Raw genomic sequence first — 22126 nt, forward strand, 5'->3', positions numbered from 1 at the left:
TCGGCTTGGCGCGGCGGTCGGGATCCGACCGCCGCGGCGCGGTCTTAGTAGGAGCCGAACTTGTAGTTCAGGCCGGCGCGGACGACGGCGAACTCGTCGGAACGGCGGCCGATGCCGCTGTAGACGACGGGGAAGTTGTTGGCGGCGTTGATGACGAACGCGCCCTGGTTGCGGGTGTTGCGGTCGAGGTTGACGTACAGGCCTTCGACCTTGAGCGTCACGGCCGACGAGCGGAAGAAGTTCAGGAAGGAGTCGGTGGGCAGGGCATACTCGACGCCGCCGCCGACGGCCCAGCCGGTGCGGAAGCTGTCGTTGCCGGCGTAGCCGCCGAAGGAGCGGTCGGCGCTGCCGGATCCGTAGGCGAAGCCGCCGGTGCCATACACGAGGGTGCGGTCGAAGGCGTAGCCGAGGCGGCCGCGGACGGTGCCGAAGAAGTCGAGGCTGGAGAGGCCGCGCGGGTCGGTGACGTAGTAGCCGGGGGCCAGCGCGCCGGCGACGAAGGCGTTGTTCCGGTTACGGCCGAAGTCGAGGTACTGGGCATCGGCCTCGATACCGAACACGACGCCGGAGCCGGGGGTCAGCTGCCAGTTGTAGCCGATCTGGCCACCGCCGGAGAAGCCGTCCTGGCTGCGGTTGCGGAAGGAGGCGACGGTGCCGGGAGCGGCGTAGGGGAACGGCACGGCGAAGGTGTTGCCGGTGTTGCGGTCGCTGGCGTCGAAAGCGTAGCCGGCGTTGATACCGAAGTAGGCGCCGGTCCAGGTGAAGACCGGGACGGGGGTGAAGACCGGCGGCGGGGCGGCGCGGCGCGGCAGGTCGGCGGCCGAGGCGGCACCGGTCAGGAGGGCCGTGGCGGCGCTCGCGAGAAGAAGCTTCTTGATCATCTGGTCCTCTGTCTCCCGTTAGGCGGGATGTGTGCGGGGCGGACAGGACGTCAGGATGTGCGGACGCGATAGTGCATTGTTGCAACAGCGTCGGCGGGGGTCCGGAGGCGGTGGACCGGAAGGTGCGCTGGAGCACATCATCTCGGCGTCGTGATCGAAGGATCGGGAACTATTTCGTGACATCTGCCACGTCGCCCCGCCGCGATGACCAATATGTCGGGCGTCGCCCGCTCATCTCTCCGCGTCTCGCCACGCGCGGGCGATCCGATCACGCCGAACCGCTTCGGCGAAACGCTTGATCCAAGTTGTTGTCCGCGCCGTCGCGCGCAGTGAGGCTTCAACCGAAGAAGACGCCCGAGGCGACCCCGAGGCGACGTCGCGGAGGGCGCTTCATGGATCGATCGGCCTGCTTCCACGACGCGTCCCAGATGGCTGAACGTCCCCTGGATTCCGACGCCGGTCTGGTTCGGGCCTCGTGCCGGCTGGCGACCGCCCGCTTCCTCGAGGACATCGTGACGATCCTGCGGGAGACGGCCCGGGAGATCGCCGGCTCCGATGGGATTGCCGTGGTGCTGCGCGAGGGCGACGCCTCATTCTACGCCGCCGAGGACGCCATCGAGCCGTTGTGGCGCGGCCGCCGGTTTCCGTTGACGGACTGCGTTTCGGGACGGGCCATGCTCGATGGCGCGACCATCGTCGTGCCGGACATCGAGTGCGATCCCCGGGTGCCGATCGCGGCCTACCGACTGACCTCGATGCGCAGTCTCGTGGTGGTTCCGATCGGCTCCCCCGAGCCGGTCGCCGCCCTCAGCGCCTATTGGTGCGCCTCCGTCATCCCCGACGACGGGACCGTTCGCCGGCTCGAGGGTCTGGCCCGGCACGCGGCGGCGGCCTTGGATCGGATCCGTCCGAGCGGGCCGTGACGGTCGGTGCCGGCCGTTCGGATCCTGCGTGCCGGCGGGATCGATCGGCCGCTCAGGCCGTTCCCCGCCTTCATCGCCCTGCACGGAAGTCCCAGACCCTCCTCATGAAGCGCCTCACCCTCATCGGCATCTTCGTCGCCCTGCTGCTCGCCATTGTGGCGATTGCGGCCACGTGGTCGACGGTCACGCCCGTCAATCCGGCCGTCGCGCCGGATACGTCGTCGACACCCAACCCCACCGCCCAGAGGAAATGATGCGGCATGACGGGCCGCCCGGCGTGCCGATCCTGATCGACCGGACCCGCTGATGAAATCTCCGTCGAGATTCTGGCAAAGAGGCACATTTCTATGCCAGATCATCCCGGTTGTGCGGCCGGGATTCGCGTCATGAGTGAGATTTCGAGGACGCCGATCGACGCGACCGACGGATTCAATACGCCGTTCGACCGGTTGCAGGCCGCCCTCGATGCATCCGGCGTGGTCGGCGCCTGGGACTGGGACATCCGCCGCGGCACCATAGTCTATGATGCCGGCGCGGCCCGGCTGCTCACCGGCGATCCGGCCCTCGCCGGTACGGAGATCAGCGGCGCCGACGCGCTGGCCGCCGTCCATCCGGACGACCATCCGTGGCTGCTGGACCAGGTCCAGCGGGCCGTGCGGTCGGGTGGTCTGGTGCTGGCCGAGTACCGCGTCGTGCAGGGCGGAGCCGAGCACTGGCTGATCAGCCGCGGACGGACCGTCCCGGATTCCGCGGGGCGTCCGGTCCGGGCGCGTGGCATCATCATCGACATCACGGAACTCCGGGAAGGCGGCGGCCGCTACGTCTTCACCAGCGCGGCGGCGCCGGACGACCCCTTGAGCCGTGCGGCCGATCTGGCCATCGCGCTGAGGCAGACGCTCGGCGAGGATGCGGCGTCGGAACTCCGCCTCGCGGCCGACGGATTGTTGATGAGCCTCGGCCGCGCCCTGGCCCGGACGATGGGTCGACGCTGAGCGGGATCCGGGTGAACTCCGACCGGACCGCCCACGCGATCCTCCGGGAGGATCCGCCGGGCTGGCCGGGAGGAACGCAAGGCACAGGATCTCGAGGCCGCCCGCGAAGCGTTCGGAACGCGTGCGCCGGACCGTTCGGCCGGCCCGGCGAAAGCTTCCGATCCTGCGGCTCTCGGCAGCGGTCCCGCGTCCGCGGCCCTGCGGATCCCGGGCCCGACGAAGCTCCCGAAAGCGGCGGCCAGGACACCCGGCCGCCCGAGCCGCTGCGCGGCATGCCAACCTGGGGCGCCTGACGGTGATCGCCGGCACGGTCCGGGGCCACCGCCGACCGTCGCGTCGGAGACGCGCCTGTTCGCGATGCCATTGCCGGTTCCGGCAAGCGGGCGGCTGCGCCGCACGGGTGCCGAATCTGGCCGCCACCCGGGTGTCCATGATCCCGGACGATCTTCGGTGGCACGAGACGGGTCGTCACGCGATCCCGGTGACCGACGCGGCGCCATCGCCTCTCGGAGGCCGTAGGGCACGAGAAAATCGGAATCTATTCGATGAGTCTTCGTTCGATTTTTACCTTGTTTAAACCCTTGTTGAGCCCAAACGATCTGAACGTAAACCGCTATTTGGAAATCTGCACATGAACGAGACCTTCGATGAAGCCTCCAACACCTTGGCCGTTATAACGGCCGAGCTTGTTGCGGCCTACGTGTCGAACAATCCGGTTCCGGCCTCGGAGTTGCCGGCCCTGATCGCGCGGGTGCATGGCGCGGTCAGCGGGCTCGTCGCCGGGACCCTGACGCCGGAATCCGGGGCGGCGCCCCAGGCCGAGATCGAGAAGCCGGGCGCGGCCCAGGTCCGCAAGTCGGTCCGGCAGGACGGGATCGTCAGCTTCATCGACGGCAAGACCTACAAGACGCTGAAGCGCCACTTGGCCAGCCACGGCCTCGATCCGCGCAGCTACCGGGACCGCTACGGCCTTCCGGCCGACTACCCGATGGTCGCCCCGGGCTATGCCGAGCAGCGCTCCGCCCTCGCCAAGGCGATCGGCCTGGGCCAGCCCGGCGCCATGGCCCGTCGCGGCGGCGCGAAGCGCTGATCCCCCGCGGGCGTGACGCCGCCCGGACGGCGCCGCGTCCCGTTCCCCCCGACGGAGCCGGGATCGTCAATCGTCCGTCACGGCGACGGACCGGCCGGGGGCAGCCGCGGGGATATCGTCCGCCTCCGTCCGGCCATGGCCATAGCCCCCCGGACAATCAGCCGGTCTGCCGGTCGAGGCGCTGCGCCATCGCCCTTGGCCGCCGGGTGATCGGCAAAGGCGATCGTCTCGGCCTCCCTGAGACGAATCTCCGCAGGTCTCGTCTCGGGACCAGGGTGCATCGCGCTTCGAATCTGTATAGAACAGATCATGAACAGAGCGCCTCGGATCGGCAGTTTCAACCGCCGACGCGTCCTGTCTCGGATCGCGGTGGAGCCCTGTGGATTGATCGAGAGAGCCTCAAGGCCGACGCGGCTGTACCGTTTCCACTGTACGGACGGCCACGAGCTGGTGACCGACCTGTGCGGCAGCCGGTTGCCCGACGGGGCGCCGATGCGGGCCCATGCCGAGCGCGTCGCCCTCGCTCTGATGGAGCGGGTCGTGGAGCGGTTCGATTGGTCGGGCTGGCAGGTCGAGGTCTACGACGCCAAGGGGCGGCGCGTCTGGATCCGGGCCTTTCCCGACGTGAACGTCGACACGCGGGCCGCCTGATGCGGGCGGCCGCCGAGAAGGAGAAGCAGATGGCCTACAAGCCGAAATCCGCCGCGGAGACCAAGGCGCGGGATCTGGGGCTCGCCCTGGCCCGGATCGCCGAAGGTGCGGGCCTGCCGGCGAGCATCGGGGTCGATCAGGTGCGGCGCGCGAGTCCGCGGCTGACCCCTCTGGCGGTCGGCCAGATGGTGCGCAAGGAGCGGGACACCGTGGAGGCGACCCTGGCCGAGCGCGGACTGGCGCTCGTCGATTATTCCGATCAGGGGCCGGGTCGCGGGATGGAATTCTGCATCGACACGGCCACCTGAGCGGCTCGATCAGGCGGTCGCCGGGCGGCTGCGCAGGAGGCGGCCCAGGAGGCGGAACGGCAGCAGCGGCAGCTTGATCAGCGCCGTGACCACCAGAACCGCCACGACGGTAAGAAGCGCCAGAACAGAGTTCATCATGCGCGTCGGACTCCCATGACCGGCTCGCCCCTCGGGCCGGGAGTGCTACGAGGCGCCCGGAACACGGCGAGACTATGAACGGGTCAGGGCCATTCGGTCGCAGCCGGCCGTCGGGGATGAGCGTGGGCTCTGTGGCTCCGCTCGGGTGGTCCCACCCCGCAGGCCCACGCCGCGCCGTCGGGAAGCGGTTCGGGGAGGAGTTCGACATGCGCAGGCGTCTCGCCGGCGGCTGGGCCGGGTTCGCGGTCACGGTTCTGCTGCCTCTGGCCGGACCAGCCGCCGCCCAAGTCCAGGCTCAGGTCGTCCAGGCTCAGGTCGCAGAGGCTCCGATCGTCCAGGCACAGGTCCATGTGCGCTATGCCGATCCGGATCGGTTCACCGATGCCGAGAACCGGTTCGGCTCCGGGCAGCCGCTCCGGGTCACCCTCGCCGAGCTGACCCGGATCTTCCGGGATCTCGGCACGGCGCGGCTCCGCCCGGATGAGCGCCTCGACATCATCGTCCTCGATGTCGATCTCGCCGGCTTCGAGCGCCCCGGCTTCGCGACGCCGACGGGCCTGCGGGTCGTGACGGATGCGACGCCGCCACGGATCCGCCTCGCCTATGTCCTGCACCGCGGCGGTCGAATCGTCGCGCAGGGCGAGGACACGGTGACGGATATCAACTTCCTGCTGACGTCTAACCCGCGTTTCTCCACCGGCAGCCTGTATTACGAGCGCCAGCTCCTGCGCGACTGGTTCGCCCGGCGCTTTCCGGAGCTGGCGGGCCGCCGCTAGGGCGCGTCACCGGCGGTTCGTCCCTGCATTCGTCCTGTCGGATCCGACAGGGCCGTGGGCATCCGCCGTGGCGCTCGTGGAGCGCGCTGTGGCGTGGTGGCGTGAAGACCGATGCGATGTCGCGACATCCGGCTTTCCGGACCCGTCGGATGGTCGCAAGACCCGGAGCCGATGGCCGCTTCGACGATGAGGGCGCCCCTATCAAGCCCCGGGGCTGTGTAGTACCTGGTCGTGATCTGCACGACGGGCCGCCCCCGGGCCGGTCGCGGAACGGTCCCCGCTCCAGTCCCGCGGCGCTCGCCCGGGCTGGAGCCTCTTCAGTCGGTCACCGCATGAGCGAGGCCTGCATCTTCTCGGCCGGCTGCAGCGAACTCGCGGACCTGGTCCGGACCTATGATTGGACGCAGACGCCGCTGGGGCCCCTGGCGGATTGGCCCCAGAGCCTGATCTTCACGGTCAGCACCCTGCTGCAATCGCCGGTGCCGATCGTGCTGCTGTGGGGCGAGGACGGCATCATGATCTACAACGATGCCTATTCCGTCTTCGCGGGGGCGCGCCATCCCAAGCTCCTCGGCTCCAAGGTGCGCGAGGGCTGGCCCGAGATCGTCGATTTCAACGACAACGTGATGCGTGTCGGACTGGCTGGCGGGACGCTCTCCTACAAGGACCAGGAACTGACCCTGCACCGCTACGGCCAGCCCGAGCCGGTCTGGATGAACCTCGACTACTCGCCGGTCTTCGGCGCGGATGGTCGGCCCGCCGGGGTCATCGCCATCGTGGTCGAAAGCACCGAGCGGGTGTTGGCCGAGCGCCGCCTGCGGGAGAGCGAGGAGCTGTTCCGCACCCTCGCCCAGGGCATCCCGCAGCTCGTCTGGCGCGCCGCGATCGACGGTGCCTGCATCTGGTCCAGCCCGCAATGGCACGCCTATACGGGTCAGACCGAGGCGACGAGCCGGGGCTGGGGCTGGCTGGACGCGGTCCATGCGGACGATTACGCGGCGGCCGAGACCGCTTGGCGCGAGGCTCCGGTGAGCGGCCACCTCTCCTTCGAGCACCGGCTCCGCAACGCGGCCGAGCAGCGCTTCTGCTGGTTCCAGACCCGGGCCGCCCCGGTCCGCGACGCGCAGGGCCGGATCGTCGAGTGGCTCGGAACCTCGACCGACATCGACGATCTGCGCCAGTTTCAGGAGCGGCAACAGGTCATGGTCGCCGAGCTGCAGCACCGGACCCGGAACCTGCTCGGCGTCGTGCGCTCCATCGCCCAGCAGACGATGGCTCAGACCGGGCCCGGCGAGACGTTCCGGGAGCGCTTCAACGACCGCCTGTCCGCCCTCTCCCGGGTCCAGGGCCTCCTCTCCCGCTCGGATCAGGAGCCGATCACGCTCCGCGCCCTGATCGAGACGGAACTCGCCGCCCTCGACGCTCCGGCCATGCAGGGGCGCATCCGGCTCCACGGCCCCGTGGTGCGGCTGCGCAAGGCGACGGTGCAGACCTTCGCGCTGGCCCTGCACGAACTCGCCACCAACGCGCTGAAATACGGCGCGCTCACCAGCGAGGAGGGGCGCCTGGCGGTGACGTGGCGGACCTACCGGGCGGACGATGGCGGCGGCCGGCTGCTGGTGGAATGGGTGGAGGACGGTCTCGTCCGTCGACCGGATTCGGCGGACGCGCCGCCGCGGGGCGGATACGGGCGGGAACTGATCGAGCACGCCCTCCCCTATGCCCTCAAGGCGACCACCAGCTACGAACTCGGCGACACCGCGCTCTATTGCGCGATCAACATTCCCCTCCCCGACGGAGAAGCCGCAGGCAGCCCCGCATGACCCCGACTCCACGCCCGCTGGCCGGCAGGCGGGTCCTGCTGGTCGAGGATGACTACTTCATCGCCATCGATCTCAAATCCGGCTTCGAGGCGGGCGGTGCCCAGGTGCTGGGACCGGTGCCCAGTGTCGGCGAGGCGCTGGCGCTGATCGCCCGCACGGCCGCGATCGACGCCGCGGTGCTCGACATCAACCTGCAGGACGAGCTCGTCTATCCCGTCGCCGACGCGCTGTACGCGCGGGGTGTGCCGTTCCTATTCGCGACCGGCTACGATCCGGTCGCGGTGCCGTCCCTCCACGGAGCCGTGGCCCTCTGCCAGAAACCTCTCGACCCGCAGATCGTGGCGCGCGCGCTGTTCGGCTGAAGCACCGGGTCCCGCGCCCGCGCCGGACTCGGTTGTCGGGGCTTCGGCCAATCGGGCGGGTGTTTCCCGTGAAACATCTCCGCCTGCGCGCCGCTCTGCATCGGAGCGCCGTTACTGTCCAGACCGACACGAGACGGGCTTCGGACGGAGCGGCCATGCATCGGCAGGGGATGGTGGGCCCGCCGTGCGGCTCATCGATCCCCGAAGGCGCGCACGAGGGCCCCGGCGGCCAGCCACAATCCTCTCAGGAGCCATCCGACCAGCCGAACCGCCTGGACCAGCAGCTCGATCCCTTCGAGCAGATCGACCAGCCGCCGCAACCGGCCGGGCCGGCGCGATGCCGGCTCGGCCTCGATCGACGGATCGCCCGATTCTCTGCGGTCCTGCATGCCTCTCTCCGGAGCACGGCGCCGGCCTGCGTGCGGTCGGTGTGCCTCACCATGCGGCCTGGAGGCCTGCGGCGAAGACCTGGACGGTGGCGCCCGGACGCACGTCACCGGTGTAGCCCAGGGTCAACCGCACGCCGTCCGCCACCGGCCCGGTCAGGCTCACCCCCAGGACCGCCCCGTCCCGGCCGAGGGCGCTGGTGCGGGCGGCAAACTGCGCCCCGAACAGGCCGGAGCGGACCACCGCGTAAGTGTCGGCCAGCTCGTGCGCCCAATAGGCCCGACCCTCCAGCCGGAGGTCCGGCACGCCCGCGAAGGCCACGCTCGCCACGCGGCCGCCCACGAGGCTGCGCGCCGCGTCGAGATCGGCCACCGCGAATCCCTGGCCGCCCAACCCTTGGCCCCCGAACCCCTGGCCCACCAGGCCGCCCCGCTCGGCCACCCGGCCGCGCGTCAGCCGGTCGTAGCTGAACCCCACCTCCGGCACGACCTCGACCGGCAGATCCACGGCCAGCGCGTACCCGGCAAAGCCCGCCACCCCGCCGTTCCAGCCCGAGGCCAGACCGCTCGCCTGCGACACCGCCGTGCCCAGGGCCACCGTCCGGTCGATCCGCCCGTCCGCGTACGACACCCCCGCCGTCCCGCGCAGCACCACCGGCCCCAGACGCGTCTGCGCGTACAGGCTGCCGCCGTAGCTGTCCGTGGTGAACCGGCCGAGCCCCGCCCCCCGCGACGTGCCGGTCTCGCGCAGGTAGCTGAACGCCCCGCCCACCTGCGTCTCCGCCCCAACCTGCCGGTCGACGCCCACGAGCAGGCCGCCCGCGCCGTAACCGGCGCCCGAGGCCGCCCGATCGCCGGCCCGGTCGCCGAACCCGTACAGCGCGTCCGCCCAGACCCGGCCCTCGCCCACCGCCAGCGGCTGGTCCGGCACCCCGGCGGCGCCGCGCACCTGCAGCGCCGTGCGGTTCGGGCCCAGGCCCGGATCGCCCGCGCCGAACGCCGCCGTCCCGCCGCCCAGCCCGCGCTGGTGCCGGTCGATCGCGTCGGCGATCAGCCGGCGCGCGGAGAGATCGGTCATCACCGCGTCGCCGTAGCTCTGGCCCGACAGGCTGGCCAGGCCGCCCGGCAGGGTGGCCGGGTTGGCCGCGTAGAGCGGATCGTAGACCCGCGCCCGGGCCGCGTCCGGCCGGGTGCCGGCGGCCGGGCGGGCGACGTCCAGCGCCGCGCCCACGGCCTGGGCGTTGCCGGTCTGGGGGAGGCCCAGCCCGGCGAGGTTGCCGTAGGCCGCCGGCGTGATCACGAGGTCGAGGCCGGTGGCGGCGTAGAGGGCGTCGAAGCGCGTGCCGGCCGGAAGCCCCGTCGTCGGCTGGGCGAGGCCGGTGAACGAGCCCGACAGCCCCCCTTGAGCGGTGAGCACGCCGAAGCGCTGGCCGAGGGCCGGGGTGAAGGCGTTGGTGGCGTTGCCGGTGAGGCCGCGCAGCTCCGGCACGAGGGTGCCCCCCGCCGACACCGTGCTGGTGGCCCCCAGCGCCAGGAGCCGGGCGTAGCTGCCGGCACCCGTGCCGGTGCCGGGTCCGTCGATGTCGAGGCCGAGACGGCTGCTAGGGGCGAAGGCCACCGGGCCGAGCACCGTGAGGGTGCCGGGGGAGTTGCCCGGCCGCAGGGCGCCGGCCACCGTGACCGGGGCGGCGATCGTGCCGATGCCGCGCAGGGTGCCGGCGGCGGCCACCGTCACGGGCGAGGCCCAGAGGCCGTTGAGCGCGAGCGTGCCGGCCTGGATCGTGGTCGGGCCGGAGAAGCGACCGGTGCCGGTGAGCGTGAGCGTGCCGGTGCCGGCCTGGGTCAGGCTGGTGGGGCTGGCGGTCTCTAGGATGGCGCCGGCATAGGTGGTGGAGGCCGGGCCGGCGACCGTGAGGGCGCCGTTGCCCAGGACGGCGGAGGCGGGGCCGGACAGGCTCGCCACCGTGAGGGCGCCGCCGCTGAGGTCGAGGGCGCCGGCATTGGTCAGGGTGGTGAGGCCGGCCAGCGGCCCGGTGACCTGGATCAGCCCGGTGTTGGTCAGCGCGCCGTTGAGCTGCCCGGACAGGCGGGCGAGGCCGGTATTGGTCAGGTCGGTGGTGAGGGTGCCGTCGCTGGCGACGAGGCCGGCATTGCCGAAGCCGGCCGGCGCGGTGAGGCTGGCGGTCTGGGCGAGGACGACGATGCCGGCATTGGCGAGTGGCCCGGCGAGGCTGTAGCGGCCGCCTGCGGTGACGGCGAGGGTCGCGCCGGCGGCGTTGGCGAGGGTGCCGTCGCTGGCGACGTTGCCGGAGACGGCGAGCAGCCCGGCGTTGTTGGCGATGGCGCCGTCGATGCGGCCGGCGCTGGCCAGCACGGTGCCGGTGTTGGTCAGGCCGCCCGCGAGGGCGCCGCTGCTGGCGAGGCTGCCGGTGTTGGCCACGCCGCCCGCGAGGGCGCCGCTGTTGCCCAGGCTGCCGGTGTTGGCCACCCCGCCGGTGATCGTGCCGGTGTTGAGGGCCAGCCCGGCATTGGCGAGGCCGCCCGCGATGGTGCCGCTGTTGCCCAGGACGCCGAGATTGCCGACGCCGCCGGAGACCAGGCCGGCATTGAGGAGGCTCGCCGCGGGGCCGATGCGGACCGGTGCGGCGAGGCTGCCGGTGGCGGTCAGGGTCAGGGTGCCGGCGCCGACCAGGGCGCCGCCGGTGACGGTGTTGGCGGCCGACAGGATGGCGGTGCCGGGTCCGGTCTTGACGAACACGCCCGGCTGGCTGCCGTCGGCGATCGGACCCGCGAAGGTGGACGTGCCGCCGTCGATCTGCAGGGTGCCGGGGCCGGAGAGGGTGAGCGGGCGGGCGGTGGCGAATCCGTCGGCCAGGACCTCGAGGGTGCCGCCGCCGAGGGTCAGGCCGGTGCCGGCGGCGCCGAGGTTGGCGTCGCGGGAGACGGCGAGGGTGCCGCCGTAGACGGCGGTGCCGCCGGCATAGCTGTTGGTGCCGGCGAGTTCGAGGGTGCCGAGCCCGGTCTTGATCAGGCCGCCGACGCCCGAGATGTCGTTGGCGAAGCGGCCGTAATAGGCTTGGCCGTTATAGGTGGTGTTGACCGTCCAGGTCGAGGTGAACTGGCCCGGACCGTCGATCGCCTTGCCGAGGTTGAGCAGGCCCCAGCCGAAGGTGGCGTTCGGGGCGTTGGCCGGTCCGTCGCCGAGGTGGGTGGCGGTGGTGAACATGGTCTGGGCGATCTGCGGCGCCGTCAGGAACGGGAACGCCTGCATCAGCACGGCTGCGGCACCGGAGACGTGCGGCGCTGCCATCGATGTACCATTTTTCAACCCGTATCCGCCGCCCGGAACGGTCGAGTAGATACCCACGCCGGGCGCGGCTATACACCAAGCTGCTGTCACGCCGCATAGATTGCTGAAAGATCCGATTTGATTGTTTTTGTCAGTTGCGACGACTGAAACGATGTAGCCTGACAAGTCGGAAAAATCGACCTTCGACTGATCGATCGGCCGATTTTGACCATCATTGAGCTGATAGACGCCGATGTTTGCGTTGCTTGGACGTATGAAAGGATAGAACGCAACGCCGGTCGGATTGACGGCGACTTTTTCCTGATCTTCACGCTCATTGCCAGCCGCAAAGACTAGCAGCATACCTTTGTCTGCGGCACGTTTGAGGGCGCTGTACTCCGCCAGTGCGTCGCCGTATTCGTATGATTGTATTTTCAGCTGAACGTAATAAGGATTAGATATTACATTGCCGTTATCATCGAGAATGAGCTTGGTCGGCAAGGAGGGGCCATAGCTGCCATTGAGAACTCGCGCCCCATTGGCTGCCGCGAAATCAACCGCGGCATTGGCATCGGTCGAGATTTCGTTGAGGCCCAATCTCTGCTTGATAAAATTGGCCTCGGCCGGGCCCATAATCGCATTCAGTGAGAGCAGCGTGCTTTCAAAAGCGACGCCCATCATCTCGCCGCCGGCTGCAGATGCCCCGATCGTTCCTGAAACGTGCGTCCCATGACTGTTGAGGTCGACGAGAAGAGTGCTGCGGATCGCTCCAGGGGGATCGGTGAGCCAAAAGTTCCGAGAGGCAGACGATATCCGCCCAGCAAATTTCGGGTGATTGGGGTCGATGCCGCTATCGACAACTGCCACCGAGACGCCGAGCCCCGTATAGCCATGCGCGTAAGCCGTCGCGGCATTGATCGCGGCGAGCCCCCAATCACCTTGGTAAGCCGACCAGTTCGAGAAATCAGCCGCTGTCAGTCCGAAAGTCGAGGGCGAGCGCGCCGGCACGGTCTGCGCCGCCACAGGTCCCAGAGCCAGCGCGAGCGTGGCGAGCGAGCTGCCGACCAGCAATCCCATCCGGACGGGGCCGCACCGTCGCGTTCCGGCGCCCGTGCTCCTGCTCGGATCACAGGATCCGGTCGCATGCTCGACGTCGCTATACTGTTGGACCATCGGACTGACCCCCGTCATGCCTGTCACAGACTTTGCGCGGGGGTTAGAAAATGCGGCTTTAACGAACTATCACATTGCAGCCACACTCTGCGCCGCGCGCAACATTCTGAAACGGGGATCCCCCTTTCTGAGACGGAAGGAACCATCCCACCGGCGCGCAGGTCAGAATCCTCCGATGCTGGGCCCGCTGCGGCCCGGTCGGGCGACACCTGCGTCGAATCGCACGCCGCAGCGACAAACGACAGTGTACAGCTGCTCGGGTCGTCACGAGATAGGAGGACTGTCCGGATGGACGCGGCTAACGTGCGGGACGACCCGACCGCGTTGCCACGCGTCACCTTGGGGCAGGCCCTCGTTCTTCATCGGTCGCGCTAACAGCAGGTGTCAGGCTCCACGTATGTCTTCCGAGGAGAGAAACCGGGACCCGGACGTGGCACCCGCCGGCGGCGACGCCCCGGGCGGCGAGGTCGCCTGCCTGCGGTTCGAGCCGCCCGGTGATCCGGAGGCGCTCGGCCGGGCCTGGCAGGACCATCTCGCGCCCATCTTCGACGTGAGCTTCCGCCCGGAGACCGATCTCACCATCCCGATCGCGATGCGCAGCTACCATCTCGGCGACCTGCTGGTCGGCGACGTGGTGGCGCCGGCGCACACCCTCGTGCGGACGCGGGAGATGATCGGCCAGCAGGGCCTCGATCACATCCTGCTGCAGTTCTACCGCCGGGGGCAGAGCCGCGTGGAGACCGATCACGGCACCGGCCCGGTGAACGAGGTCCAGTGCATCGTCTTCGATCTCGCCCAGCCCGTGCGCATCGTCGCGGGCGCGGTCGACGCCACCAACGTCGTGATCCCCCGCGCGCTTCTGGAGAAGCAGGGCTGCCACCCGGACGCCCTGCACGGCCGCCCCCTCGACCATGACGGCGACCCGTTCGGGCGGCTGGTCCACAATTTCGTCGCCAACGTCGTCGCCTGCGGCGACCTCCTCGACCGGCGCGAGGCCCTGGCGGCCTCGACGGCGATCACCCAGCTCTGCGCCAGCTGGCTGCGCGGCCAGGAGGAGGGGCGCCCGTCCCAGAACCAGGACGTCCGGATCCGCGTCCGCCGCCTCGTCGAGGCGGAACTCGGCAACCCGAAGCTGACGCCCGCCCTGGTCGCGGCGCGGCTCGGCCTGTCGCGCTCGACCCTGTACCGCCTGTTCGCCCCCAACGGCATCGTGGCGTATATCCGCGACCGGCGCCTGATGGCGGCGATGCGGATGCTCGTGCGCGACGATGCGTCCAAGCCCCTGCGCATCTCGCAGGTCGCCTTCGCGGTCGGCTTCTCGGACGAGCGGACCTTCCGGCGGGCGTTCAAGCGCCGGTTCGGCTTCATCCCCAGCGATGCGTCCCAGCGCCTGGACGCCCACCCCGACCCCGCGCCCGGGGCCGTCCTGCGCAACTGGATCGAGAGCCTCTGACATGCCGCGCCCGTCCACCGGTCGACGGCGCGCCGTCGCGCCTGCGGGCGTCGTGGCGTTCTGCCTCTGCCTCGCGGCCGCCGTGCCGCTCGCCGCGGACCCTTTGCGCGCCGAGACCCGGGACACGGCTCGGGCGGCATCCGAGGGCGTGTCGGAGGGGCCGTCCCTCGCGCTGCGCATGAACGATCCCGAGACGTGGCGGGTCGCGACGCATCCGGTGCCGCCCCTGGTCATGGAGGCGGAGGGCCGGTTGCGCGGGTTCAGCATCGATCTCTGGAACGCCATCGCCCGGGAGCTGGGCGTCCGGACCGCCTTCGTCCGCGTCGACGACCTGCCGGCGCTGTTCGGGGCGGTCTCGGACGGGCGCGCGGACCTCGCCATCGCGGCGGTGTCGATCACCGCGGAGCGCGAGCGGCGGTTCGACTTCTCGGTCACGATGCTGGAGACCGGCCTGCGCATCGCCGTCCCGGCGGCGCCGGACGCGACCGGCTCGGCCACCGGCCGGGCCCTCCGGGCGCTCCTGAGCGACGCCACCTTCCTGCAGGTCCTCCTGGGGCTCGCCGCCCTCATCCTCGCGGTGGCGGCGCTGATCTGGTGGCTCGAACGCCGCCATCCCGGCGGCATGGCGGCGCGGGCGCGGCCGGCGCACGGCTTCGCCCATGTCCTCTGGTGGGCGCTGAGCAGCCTCGCCGCGCAGGCGGAGGAGATGCCGCGCAGCCCCCTCGCGCGGGCCATCACGGTGGTCTGGCTGTTCACCTGCATCGCCCTGGTGGCGTGGTTCACCGCCGGCCTGACCAGCACGGCGACGGTGGAGCGCCTGCGCGGCGCGATCAACGGCCCGCAGGACCTGCCGGGCAAGCGGGTGGGCACGGTCGCCCACACCACGTCGGTCGCCTATCTGGCGGACCACTTCGCCACGCCGGTGGGGTTCGCGAGCCTGGAGGAGGCCTGCGCGGCCCTGCAGGCCGGCACGGTCGCCGCGGTGGTCTACGATGCCCCCGCCCTGAGCTACTACGCGACGCAGCCCGGCCACGCGCCGCTGCGCCTGATCGGGCCGGCCTTCAACCGGCAGGCCTACGGCATCCTGTTCGCGGCGAACGACCCCCGGCGCAAGCGCGTCAACCAAGCCCTCCTCGGCCTCAGGGAGGATGGCCGCTACGACGAGATCTACAGCCGCTGGTTCGGCTCCGAGAGCGGCGAGGCTCAGGATCGCTGAGGCGCGCCGCGGTGGCGGTGGGCCTCGGCCGGGTGGCGCGCGGGCAGCCGGTCCCCTTGGCCGAAGAGCTTCGCCCGCAGCGAACCCTCGGCATAGGCGGTCTTGTAGAGGCCGCGATCCTGCAGTTCCGGGATCACGAGGTCGATGAAGTCGGAAAAGCTCTCCGGCACGACGATCCGGCTGAGGTTGAAGCCGTCGACCTCGCCCTCCTCGATCCAGGCCTGGAGCTCGTCGGCGATGGCGACCGCGTCGCCGGTGAGCACCGGGTAGCGGCCGCCGAGCTGCAATTCGGCCAGGAGGTCGCGCTTCGTCAGCCCGCGCTTGGCCGCCGCCGCCGTGGCCGACTGGATGGCGTTGCCCGGCGCGTAGGGGATCGCCTCGTCGAGGCCGTAGCGGGCGAAGTCGATCCCCGTGGAGGCGGAGAAATGCGCGAGCCCCGCTTCCGGGCTCGCGTAGGACAGGTATTCGTCCCGCTTGGCCTCGGCCTCCGCCCGGGTCCGGCCGGGGATCACCGCGAGGCCGACGAAGACCTTCACGTCGTCGGGATTGCGGCCGGCCGCGACCGCCTCGGCCCGGATGGCGCGGACGGACTCGCGGGCGGTGGCCGTGTCGCGGGCGGAGATGAACACGCACTCGGCGTGGCGGCCCGCGAAGGCGCGGCCGCGGCCCGAGGCGCCCGCCTGGTAGAGGACGGGCGTGCGCTGGGGCGACGGCTCGGACAGGTGGTAGCCGTCGACCGCGAAGAACTCGCCCCGGTGGGCGACCTTGCGGATATGGGCCGGATCGCTGAACACCCGGGCCGCCCGGTCGCGGCGCACGGCGGCGTCGTCCCAGCTGCCCTCCCAGAGCCGGTAGAGAACCTCCAGATACTCGTCGGCATAGTCGTAGCGCCGGTCGTGTGCCGGCAACGTGCCGCCGCTCTGGGCGCGGTGGGCGCTGTCGAGGTAGCCGGTGACGATGTTCCAGCCGATCCGGCCGCCGGTCAGGTGGTCGAGGGTCGAGAGGCGCCGGGCGAAGGTGTAGGGCGCCTCCTGGTGGACGTTGATCGTCACCCCGAAGCCGAGATGTTCGGTCACCGCCGCCATGGCGGTGATCATCACGGTCGGGTCGTTGACCGGGAGCTGCACGGCCTCCCGGGCGGTCACGTCGATGCCGTCGCCGTAGACGTCGTAGACGCCGATGATGTCGGCGATGAACAGGCCGTCGAACAGGCCGCGCTCCAGGAGCTTCGCCTGGTCGGTCCAGTAGCCCAGCGTGTTGTAGGCCGACGAGCGGTCGCGCGGGTGCGTCCAGAGCCCGTGATTGATGTGGCCCACGCAGGCCATGTTGAAGGCGTTCAACAGGATCTGCTTCTTCTGGGCGGCCATCAGAGCGCTCCGTGCCGGGGCGGCAGCCGGCCGTCGAGGTGGTAGGCGCCGATCCAGTGGTACTTCCAGCGCACCGGATCGTGCAGGGTGTGGGTGCGGACGTTGCGCCAGTAGCGGTCCAGGGCCTCGGCCCGGTCGGTGGCGGAGGTGCCGCCGAGTTCGAGGAGCCTGTTGGACGCCAGCAGCCCGGCCCGGTGGCTCGCAGCCCGGGCCTCCGCCACCGCCACGGAGGCCGCCGCGACGTTGTCCGCATCGGGGGCGTCCTGCGCGGCGTCCACGAAGCGGCCGGCCCGCGTCAGCAGGGCGTCGGCCGCCGCGAGGCGGACCTGGACGTCGCCCAGCGCGTGGAGGGTCAGGGGATCCTCGCTCGCCCGGGTGACGCCGGAATCGATCCAGGGCCGGGCGCGGTCCCGCACGAAGGGCAGCGTCGCCGCGAAGGCGCCTTCGCCGATGCCGAGATCGATCCCGGCGTGCAGGATCTGCGCGAAGGGGCCGATGGCGGTGGGCCGCTCCAGCGAGGCCTGGAACGGCACCACCCAGCCGGGCTCCACGGCGACCCGCTCGAACAGGACCGAGCCCGAGCCGGTGACCCGCTGGCCGAACCCGTCCCAATCGTCCACCAGGGTCACGCCCGGCGCGTCCCGGGGGATGAAGACCAGGTAGGTGGCCGTGCGGCCCGCCTCCTCGGCCTCGACCAGCGTCGGGATGCGGTGGGCATAGAGCGAGCCGGTGCAGTAATACTTGCGGCCCTCGACGAACCAGCCGGCCGGATCGCGCACGAGCCGGGTGCGGCGGGTGTGGTCCCGCGCGCCGATCTCGGCCAGCGCATTGCCGAATCGCTCACCCGCCAGGACGCGGCCGTAGAGGTCGCGCTTCTGGGCCTCGGTGCCGCCGTTGCGGAGCACCTCCAGGGCGTAGAAATGGTTCTGCGGGATCTGGCCGAGGGACCCGTCCGCCGCGGCGATCCGGGCGATCACCTGCGCGACCGTGGCGCTGTCGAGGCCGGGGCCGCCATAGGCCTTCGGCACCGTGATCGCCCAGAGGCCGGATTCGCTGAAGCGCTCGACCTCGGCGACGGGCAGGCGCCGCTCGAGATCGCGCGCGACCGCGGCCTCCGCGAACGCGGCCGCCAGCGCGTCGGCGATGGCCAGCGCCGCCGCGGCGTCGGCGATCACCGGCACCGGGCGCGGCGGTGCGGGCGCCTGCGTGAAGGCGGTCTCGTGGGGCTGGAGTGGCATGGCCCGATCCTCAGTTCCACTGGTGGCGGGCCGGCAGCACGCCGTTCAGGGCGTGGTTGCCGAGGAGGTGGTACTTCCAGCGCACGGGGTCGTGCAGGGTATGGACCCGGGCATCCCGCCAGAACCGGCCGAGATTGTACCCGTCGCGGGTCGCCGAGGCGCCGGCGAGTTCGAGCAGCCGCTCGGAGGCCTCCAGGGCGACCTCGGTGGTGAGGATCTTCGCCTGCGCCACCGCCACCGAGGCCTCGGCCGCGCTCTGGGCGGTGACGGGGGCCGCGGCGATCCGGTCCAGGGTCCGGCCGGCCCGGGCCAGGACCGCCTCGGCGGCGTGGAGGTCGACCGTGAGCCGTCCGACCTCGCCGAGGATGTGGGGATCCTCCGCGACGGTCTCGGCGGTGAAGGGATAGGGCCGCGTCCGGGTGCGCAGGAAGTCGAGGGCCGCGGCGACTGCGCCCCGGGCGAGGCCGGCATCGATCGCCGCGTGGATCAGCTGGGAGATCGGCCCGAACAGGCCCGGGCGCCCGGCGAGGGGCGCGAGGTCGATCGTCAGATCCGCCTCGACGGGGGCGTTCTCGAAGAGGACGCTGCCGCTCGCCGTGGTGCGCTGGCCGAAGCCCTGCCAGTCGTCCACGACCCGCACGCCCGGGGCGTCCCGGCGCACGAAGACCAGGAGCGGTCCTCCGTCGGGGCCGACCGCGCGGGTCGGGATCCAGTGGGCGAAGAGCGCGCCGGTGGAATAGAAGCGGTGGCCGCTCAGGCGCGGGCCCGCCGGCCCGGATGTCAGCCGCGTCTCCACGCGGGTGATCGCCTTGCCGTTGCGGGCGGGGCCGGCATTGCCGATCCGGTGGCCGGCGAGGACGTCGCGGTAGATCCGCGCCTGCTGGGCGGGGCTGGCGGCGACCGCGACCAGCGCCAGGACGCCGAACTGGTTCTGGGGGATCTGCGCCGCCGAGCCGTCGGCGGCGGCCAGGATCGTGAACACCTCGGCCAGCGTCGCGTACGAGACTTCCGCGCCGCCATGGGCCCGCGGCACCGTGAGGCCGCCGAGCCCACTGTCGGTGAAGGCCGCGATCTCCCCCCAGGGCAGGCGCCGGTCGCGGTCGCGCTCGGCCGCGCCCGCCGCGAAGATCCGGGCCACGGCCTGTGCGGCCGCGATCGCCTCGGCGTCGGATCCGATCCGGTGCGGGGGCGACGGCGGCGGGGGCATCGGCTCGGCCGCCCCGTCGGCGACGGATTCGTCCATGTCCAGGCTCATGGGTGCAGGCTCACGGGTTCAGCCTCAGGGATGCGGCCTCGGGTGCGGGCCGCCTCGTGCCGGGGCGCGGGGCCGTCAGCGGGCCCGGAGCCGCCGCACCGCGGTGTCGCCCGCGAACTGGACCACGCACACGAGGGCGATCAGGATCGCGATCACCACCATCATCACGGTGGTGTCGAAGCGCTGGTAGCCGTACCGGATGGCGACGTCGCCGAGGCCGCCCGCGCCCACCGCCCCGGCCATCGCGGAGGCGCCGATCATCGACACCACCGTGATGGTGAAGCCCGCGACGATCCCCGGCAGCGCCTCGGGCAGGAGCACGTGGGCGAGGATGTGCCGGCGTCGGCAGCCGATGGACTGGGCGGCCTCGATCAGGCCGGCATCCACCTCCCGCAGCGAGACCTCGGCGATCCGGGCGAAGAACGGGGTGGCGCTCACCGCGAGCGGCACGATGGCCGCCCAGACGCCGATGGTGGTGCCGGCCACCAGCCGGGTGAACGGGATCAGCGCCACCAGTAGCACGATGAACGGCACGGCCCGGAAGCCGTTGACCACGGCCCCGACCACCCGGTTGGCCGCCGGTGCCGGGACGATGCCGCCGGGCCCGGAAATGACGAGGAACAGCGCCAGGGGCAGGCCGGCCAGCACGGCGATCCCGGCCGAGACCCCGACCATGAGCCCGGTGTCGAGGAAGGCCTGCCAGAGGCGGTCGATCATCTGCGGGGTCATGCGGGGCTCCGGGTCGGTGGGTTCGAGGGGGAACCGCTTGCGCGGCGGAGTCTCTGCCGGATTCCGCGGGGAAGGCGGCCCATCGTCGCCTCACCCCGCCTCCGCTTCCGGGGCGACGTAGCCGAGCCTCTCGACGGCCCCGCCGAGCGCCCGCAGGCGCGCCTCCACGTCCGGATCCGCGCCCGGGACGGCGACCAGCATCCGGCCGACCGCGTGGCCCTGAATCCGCTCGATGCCGGCCTGGAGCAGGCGCACCGGCGTGCCGGCCGCCACGGCGAGGCCCGAGAGATCCGGCGTCCCCTGCCCGGCCCAGGTGATCCGCAGGATCGCGGATCCGCCGGGTGTCGGCAGCGGCTGCAGCCGGTCCGCCAGATCCGGCGGCAGGCCGCGGGTCAGCGGTTCGAGCAGCGCCTGCGTGGTCGGGTGCTCGGGCGCCCCGAAGACGCGCCAGACCGGCCCGGTCTCGACCACCCGGCCCCGTTCCAGCACCACCACGTCGCTGCAGATCTCGCGGATCACGTGCATCTCGTGGGTGATCAGGATGATGGTGATCCCCAGGCGCCGGTTGATGTCGCGCAGCAGGTCGAGGATCGCCAGCGTGGTTTCCGGGTCGAGGGCGGAGGTCGCCTCGTCGCAGAGCAGGATCTCCGGATCGCTCACGAGGGCCCGGGCAATGCCGACCCGCTGCTTCTGGCCGCCGGAGAGCCGCGACGGGTAGGTGTCGGCCTTGTCCTCCAGGCCGACGAGGCGCAGCGCCTCCGCGACCCGCGGGCCGATCGCGCTTCTGGGGACGCCCGCGACCGTCAGCGGCAGCGCCACGTTCTGCCGGACGGTCTTGGCCGCCAGCAGGTTGAAGTGCTGGAAGATCATGCCGACGCGCCGGCGCAGGGCCACGAGCCCGTCGGTGTCGAGGGCATCGACGGGGGCGCCGTCGACCAGAACCCGGCCGGAGGTGGGCGCCTCCAGCCGGTTGACCATGCGCAGGAGGCTCGACTTGCCCGCCCCCGAGCGGCCGATGATGCCGAAGATCGCCCCCGCCGGAATGGCGAGGTCGACGCTGTCGAGCGCGCGGACCGGTCCGGCGGCGGACGGATAGGTCTTGGAGACCGCCTCGAACCGTACCGTGCCGGGCCTCCGGCCGGGCGCTGCGGCCGGACCTGCGGCCGGACCTGGGGCGGTGGCCGCGGCGGCCGGACTCCGCCGTCCGGTCGCGACCGGCGTGCCCGGAGTGTGCAGGCTGTCGAAGACGAGGCCGACCATCAGTTCTGCCACGCCAGCAGGTAGAGCTTGTCGCTGTCGGCGAAGGACTTGCGGATCTGCCGCTTCACGGCGTCTGAATTCTGAAACAGGGTCACGAACTTCCGGATCGCCGGGTCGTCCTTGCGGGACGTCTTGGTGACGAAGCTGACCGTGAACAGCTTGTCCTCGATGCCGGAATAGATCAGCCCGCTGGTCGGGTCGAAGCTTCCGGCCGCCACGATGAAATGCGGATAGCCCTGCGCGAGATCGACATCGCCGGTGATCCGCGCGAGCTGCGGTCCCTCGACCTCGGTGAATCGCAGCTTCTTCGGGTTCTCGACGATGTCGTCGAGGGTGCCGAGGAAGCCGACACCGTCCTTCAGCCTGACCAGCCCGGCCTTCTGGAGGAGCAGCAGGCCGCGGCCCTGGTTCACCGGATCGTTGGCGAGCGCCACCGACCCGCCCACCGGGACCTCGTCGAGGCGCTTATGCTTCAGGGAGTACAGGCCGATATTGGACAGGATCCCCTGCCCGACGATGTCGAACGCGTAGCCCTTCTGCTTGGCCGCGTTCTCCATGAAGGGGCGGTGCTGGAAGAAGTTCACGTCGATGTCGCCGGCATCGAGCGCGACGTTGGGCGTCGTCCAGTCGCTGAACTCGACCACCTTCACGTCGAGGCCCTCCGCCTTGGCCTCCCGGGCCGCCACCGTGACGGCATCGCCGTAGGCCCCGGGCACGACGCCGATCCGGAGGGCCTCTGCCCCGGCGGAGGATGCGCCGAGGCAGAGCGCCGCGACGGCGAGGAGACGCAGGATCTTCATCGGGCAGGACTCCGGC

At 71.3% G+C, this 22126-nt stretch carries 21 protein-coding genes; 11 read left to right on the top strand and 10 right to left on the bottom strand.

Annotated elements, in window-relative coordinates; genetic code table 11:
- Positions 1–44: 44 nt before the first annotated feature.
- Positions 45–881: an outer membrane protein gene (locus GGQ91_RS19585; protein ID WP_083683604.1), complete on the bottom strand. Its 837-nt coding sequence runs from the start codon at positions 879–881 to the stop codon at positions 45–47.
- Between the two features lie 428 nt (positions 882–1309).
- On the opposite strand from GGQ91_RS19585, the gene GGQ91_RS19590 reads away from it, so the two are divergent.
- The 6 genes from GGQ91_RS19590 (at position 1310) to GGQ91_RS19615 (ending at position 4845) form a co-directional block, all read left to right on the top strand.
- Positions 1310–1804: a GAF domain-containing protein gene (locus GGQ91_RS19590; RefSeq protein ID WP_053610254.1), complete on the top strand. Its 495-nt coding sequence runs from the start codon at positions 1310–1312 to the stop codon at positions 1802–1804.
- A gap of 104 nt (positions 1805–1908) precedes the next feature.
- Positions 1909–2058, top strand: a complete 150-nt coding sequence (locus GGQ91_RS19595; RefSeq protein ID WP_164706361.1) for a hypothetical protein — start codon at positions 1909–1911, stop codon at positions 2056–2058.
- 132 nt (positions 2059–2190) lie between these two features.
- Positions 2191–2796, top strand: coding sequence for a PAS domain-containing protein (locus tag GGQ91_RS19600; RefSeq protein ID WP_182592679.1), 606 nt, complete (start codon positions 2191–2193; stop codon positions 2794–2796).
- Positions 2797–3427: 631 nt separating this feature from the next.
- Positions 3428–3886 carry a Ros/MucR family transcriptional regulator gene (locus GGQ91_RS19605; protein WP_043348035.1) on the top strand — a complete coding sequence of 153 codons (459 nt, stop codon included), beginning with the start codon at positions 3428–3430 and terminating at the stop codon, positions 3884–3886.
- Positions 3887–4195: 309 nt separating this feature from the next.
- The gene (locus GGQ91_RS19610) at positions 4196–4537 is read left to right on the top strand and encodes a DUF6894 family protein (protein ID WP_236961934.1); all 342 of its coding nucleotides are present in this window, start codon (positions 4196–4198) and stop codon (positions 4535–4537) included.
- Positions 4538–4566: 29 nt separating this feature from the next.
- Entirely contained in the window at positions 4567–4845 is a 279-nt protein-coding gene (locus tag GGQ91_RS19615) for a hypothetical protein (RefSeq protein ID WP_043348032.1), read from the top strand.
- A gap of 9 nt (positions 4846–4854) precedes the next feature.
- On the opposite strand, the gene GGQ91_RS28440 is transcribed toward GGQ91_RS19615, so the two are convergent.
- Positions 4855–4983 (bottom strand): hypothetical protein, encoded by a 129-nt coding sequence (locus GGQ91_RS28440; protein ID WP_257787387.1) that lies wholly within the window; start codon positions 4981–4983, stop codon positions 4855–4857.
- Positions 4984–5189: 206 nt separating this feature from the next.
- Between GGQ91_RS28440 and GGQ91_RS19620 the strand changes: the two genes are divergently transcribed.
- From GGQ91_RS19620 to GGQ91_RS19630, 3 genes are all read left to right on the top strand, one after another.
- On the top strand, positions 5190–5759 hold the full coding sequence (locus GGQ91_RS19620; protein ID WP_182592680.1) for a DUF3016 domain-containing protein: 570 nt from the start codon (positions 5190–5192) through the stop codon (positions 5757–5759).
- A gap of 332 nt (positions 5760–6091) precedes the next feature.
- Positions 6092–7582 carry a sensor histidine kinase gene (locus GGQ91_RS19625; RefSeq protein ID WP_182592681.1) on the top strand — a complete coding sequence of 497 codons (1491 nt, stop codon included), beginning with the start codon at positions 6092–6094 and terminating at the stop codon, positions 7580–7582.
- A complete protein-coding gene (locus GGQ91_RS19630) occupies positions 7579–7944 on the top strand; it encodes a response regulator (RefSeq protein ID WP_182592682.1) in 366 nt (121 codons plus the stop codon). The genes GGQ91_RS19625 and GGQ91_RS19630 overlap by 4 nt, the downstream gene beginning before the upstream one ends.
- Before the next feature lie 191 nt (positions 7945–8135).
- On the opposite strand, the gene GGQ91_RS19635 is transcribed toward GGQ91_RS19630, so the two are convergent.
- Together GGQ91_RS19635 and GGQ91_RS19640 are read right to left on the bottom strand one after the other, a co-directional pair.
- Positions 8136–8333 carry a hypothetical protein gene (locus GGQ91_RS19635; protein WP_043348020.1) on the bottom strand — a complete coding sequence of 66 codons (198 nt, stop codon included), beginning with the start codon at positions 8331–8333 and terminating at the stop codon, positions 8136–8138.
- A gap of 46 nt (positions 8334–8379) precedes the next feature.
- Positions 8380–12810: a S8 family serine peptidase gene (locus GGQ91_RS19640; protein WP_182592683.1), complete on the bottom strand. Its 4431-nt coding sequence runs from the start codon at positions 12808–12810 to the stop codon at positions 8380–8382.
- Positions 12811–13222: 412 nt separating this feature from the next.
- On the opposite strand from GGQ91_RS19640, the gene GGQ91_RS19645 reads away from it, so the two are divergent.
- Positions 13223–14245 carry a helix-turn-helix domain-containing protein gene (locus tag GGQ91_RS19645; RefSeq protein WP_236952740.1) on the top strand — a complete coding sequence of 341 codons (1023 nt, stop codon included), beginning with the start codon at positions 13223–13225 and terminating at the stop codon, positions 14243–14245.
- Between the two features lies 1 nt (position 14246).
- Complete coding sequence (locus GGQ91_RS19650) at positions 14247–15461, top strand: transporter substrate-binding domain-containing protein (RefSeq protein ID WP_182592684.1); 1215 nt, start codon at positions 14247–14249, stop codon at positions 15459–15461.
- Here the strand turns inward: GGQ91_RS19650 and GGQ91_RS19655 are convergent.
- The 6 genes from GGQ91_RS19655 to GGQ91_RS19680 all read right to left on the bottom strand — a co-directional run bounded on the left by GGQ91_RS19655 (position 15449) and on the right by GGQ91_RS19680 (position 22110).
- The gene (locus GGQ91_RS19655) at positions 15449–16828 is read right to left on the bottom strand and encodes an LLM class flavin-dependent oxidoreductase (protein ID WP_053610242.1); all 1380 of its coding nucleotides are present in this window, start codon (positions 16826–16828) and stop codon (positions 15449–15451) included. The genes GGQ91_RS19650 and GGQ91_RS19655 overlap by 13 nt on opposite strands.
- A complete protein-coding gene (locus GGQ91_RS19660) occupies positions 16828–18066 on the bottom strand; it encodes an SfnB family sulfur acquisition oxidoreductase (protein ID WP_053610243.1) in 1239 nt (412 codons plus the stop codon). Before GGQ91_RS19660 ends, GGQ91_RS19655 begins: the two co-directional genes overlap by 1 nt.
- A gap of 10 nt (positions 18067–18076) precedes the next feature.
- Positions 18077–19309, bottom strand: a complete 1233-nt coding sequence (locus tag GGQ91_RS19665) for an SfnB family sulfur acquisition oxidoreductase (protein ID WP_403091439.1) — start codon at positions 19307–19309, stop codon at positions 18077–18079.
- An 87-nt stretch (positions 19310–19396) separates the two neighbouring features.
- Entirely contained in the window at positions 19397–20050 is a 654-nt protein-coding gene (locus GGQ91_RS19670; protein ID WP_043352323.1) for a methionine ABC transporter permease, read from the bottom strand.
- 90 nt (positions 20051–20140) lie between these two features.
- On the bottom strand, positions 20141–21310 hold the full coding sequence (locus tag GGQ91_RS19675) for a methionine ABC transporter ATP-binding protein (protein WP_182592686.1): 1170 nt from the start codon (positions 21308–21310) through the stop codon (positions 20141–20143).
- Entirely contained in the window at positions 21310–22110 is an 801-nt protein-coding gene (locus GGQ91_RS19680) for a MetQ/NlpA family ABC transporter substrate-binding protein (protein WP_182592687.1), read from the bottom strand. Before GGQ91_RS19680 ends, GGQ91_RS19675 begins: the two co-directional genes overlap by 1 nt.
- Positions 22111–22126 lie beyond the last annotated feature (16 nt).

This window comes from Methylobacterium fujisawaense, from assembly GCF_014138435.1.
Classification (GTDB): domain Bacteria; phylum Pseudomonadota; class Alphaproteobacteria; order Rhizobiales; family Beijerinckiaceae; genus Methylobacterium; species Methylobacterium fujisawaense.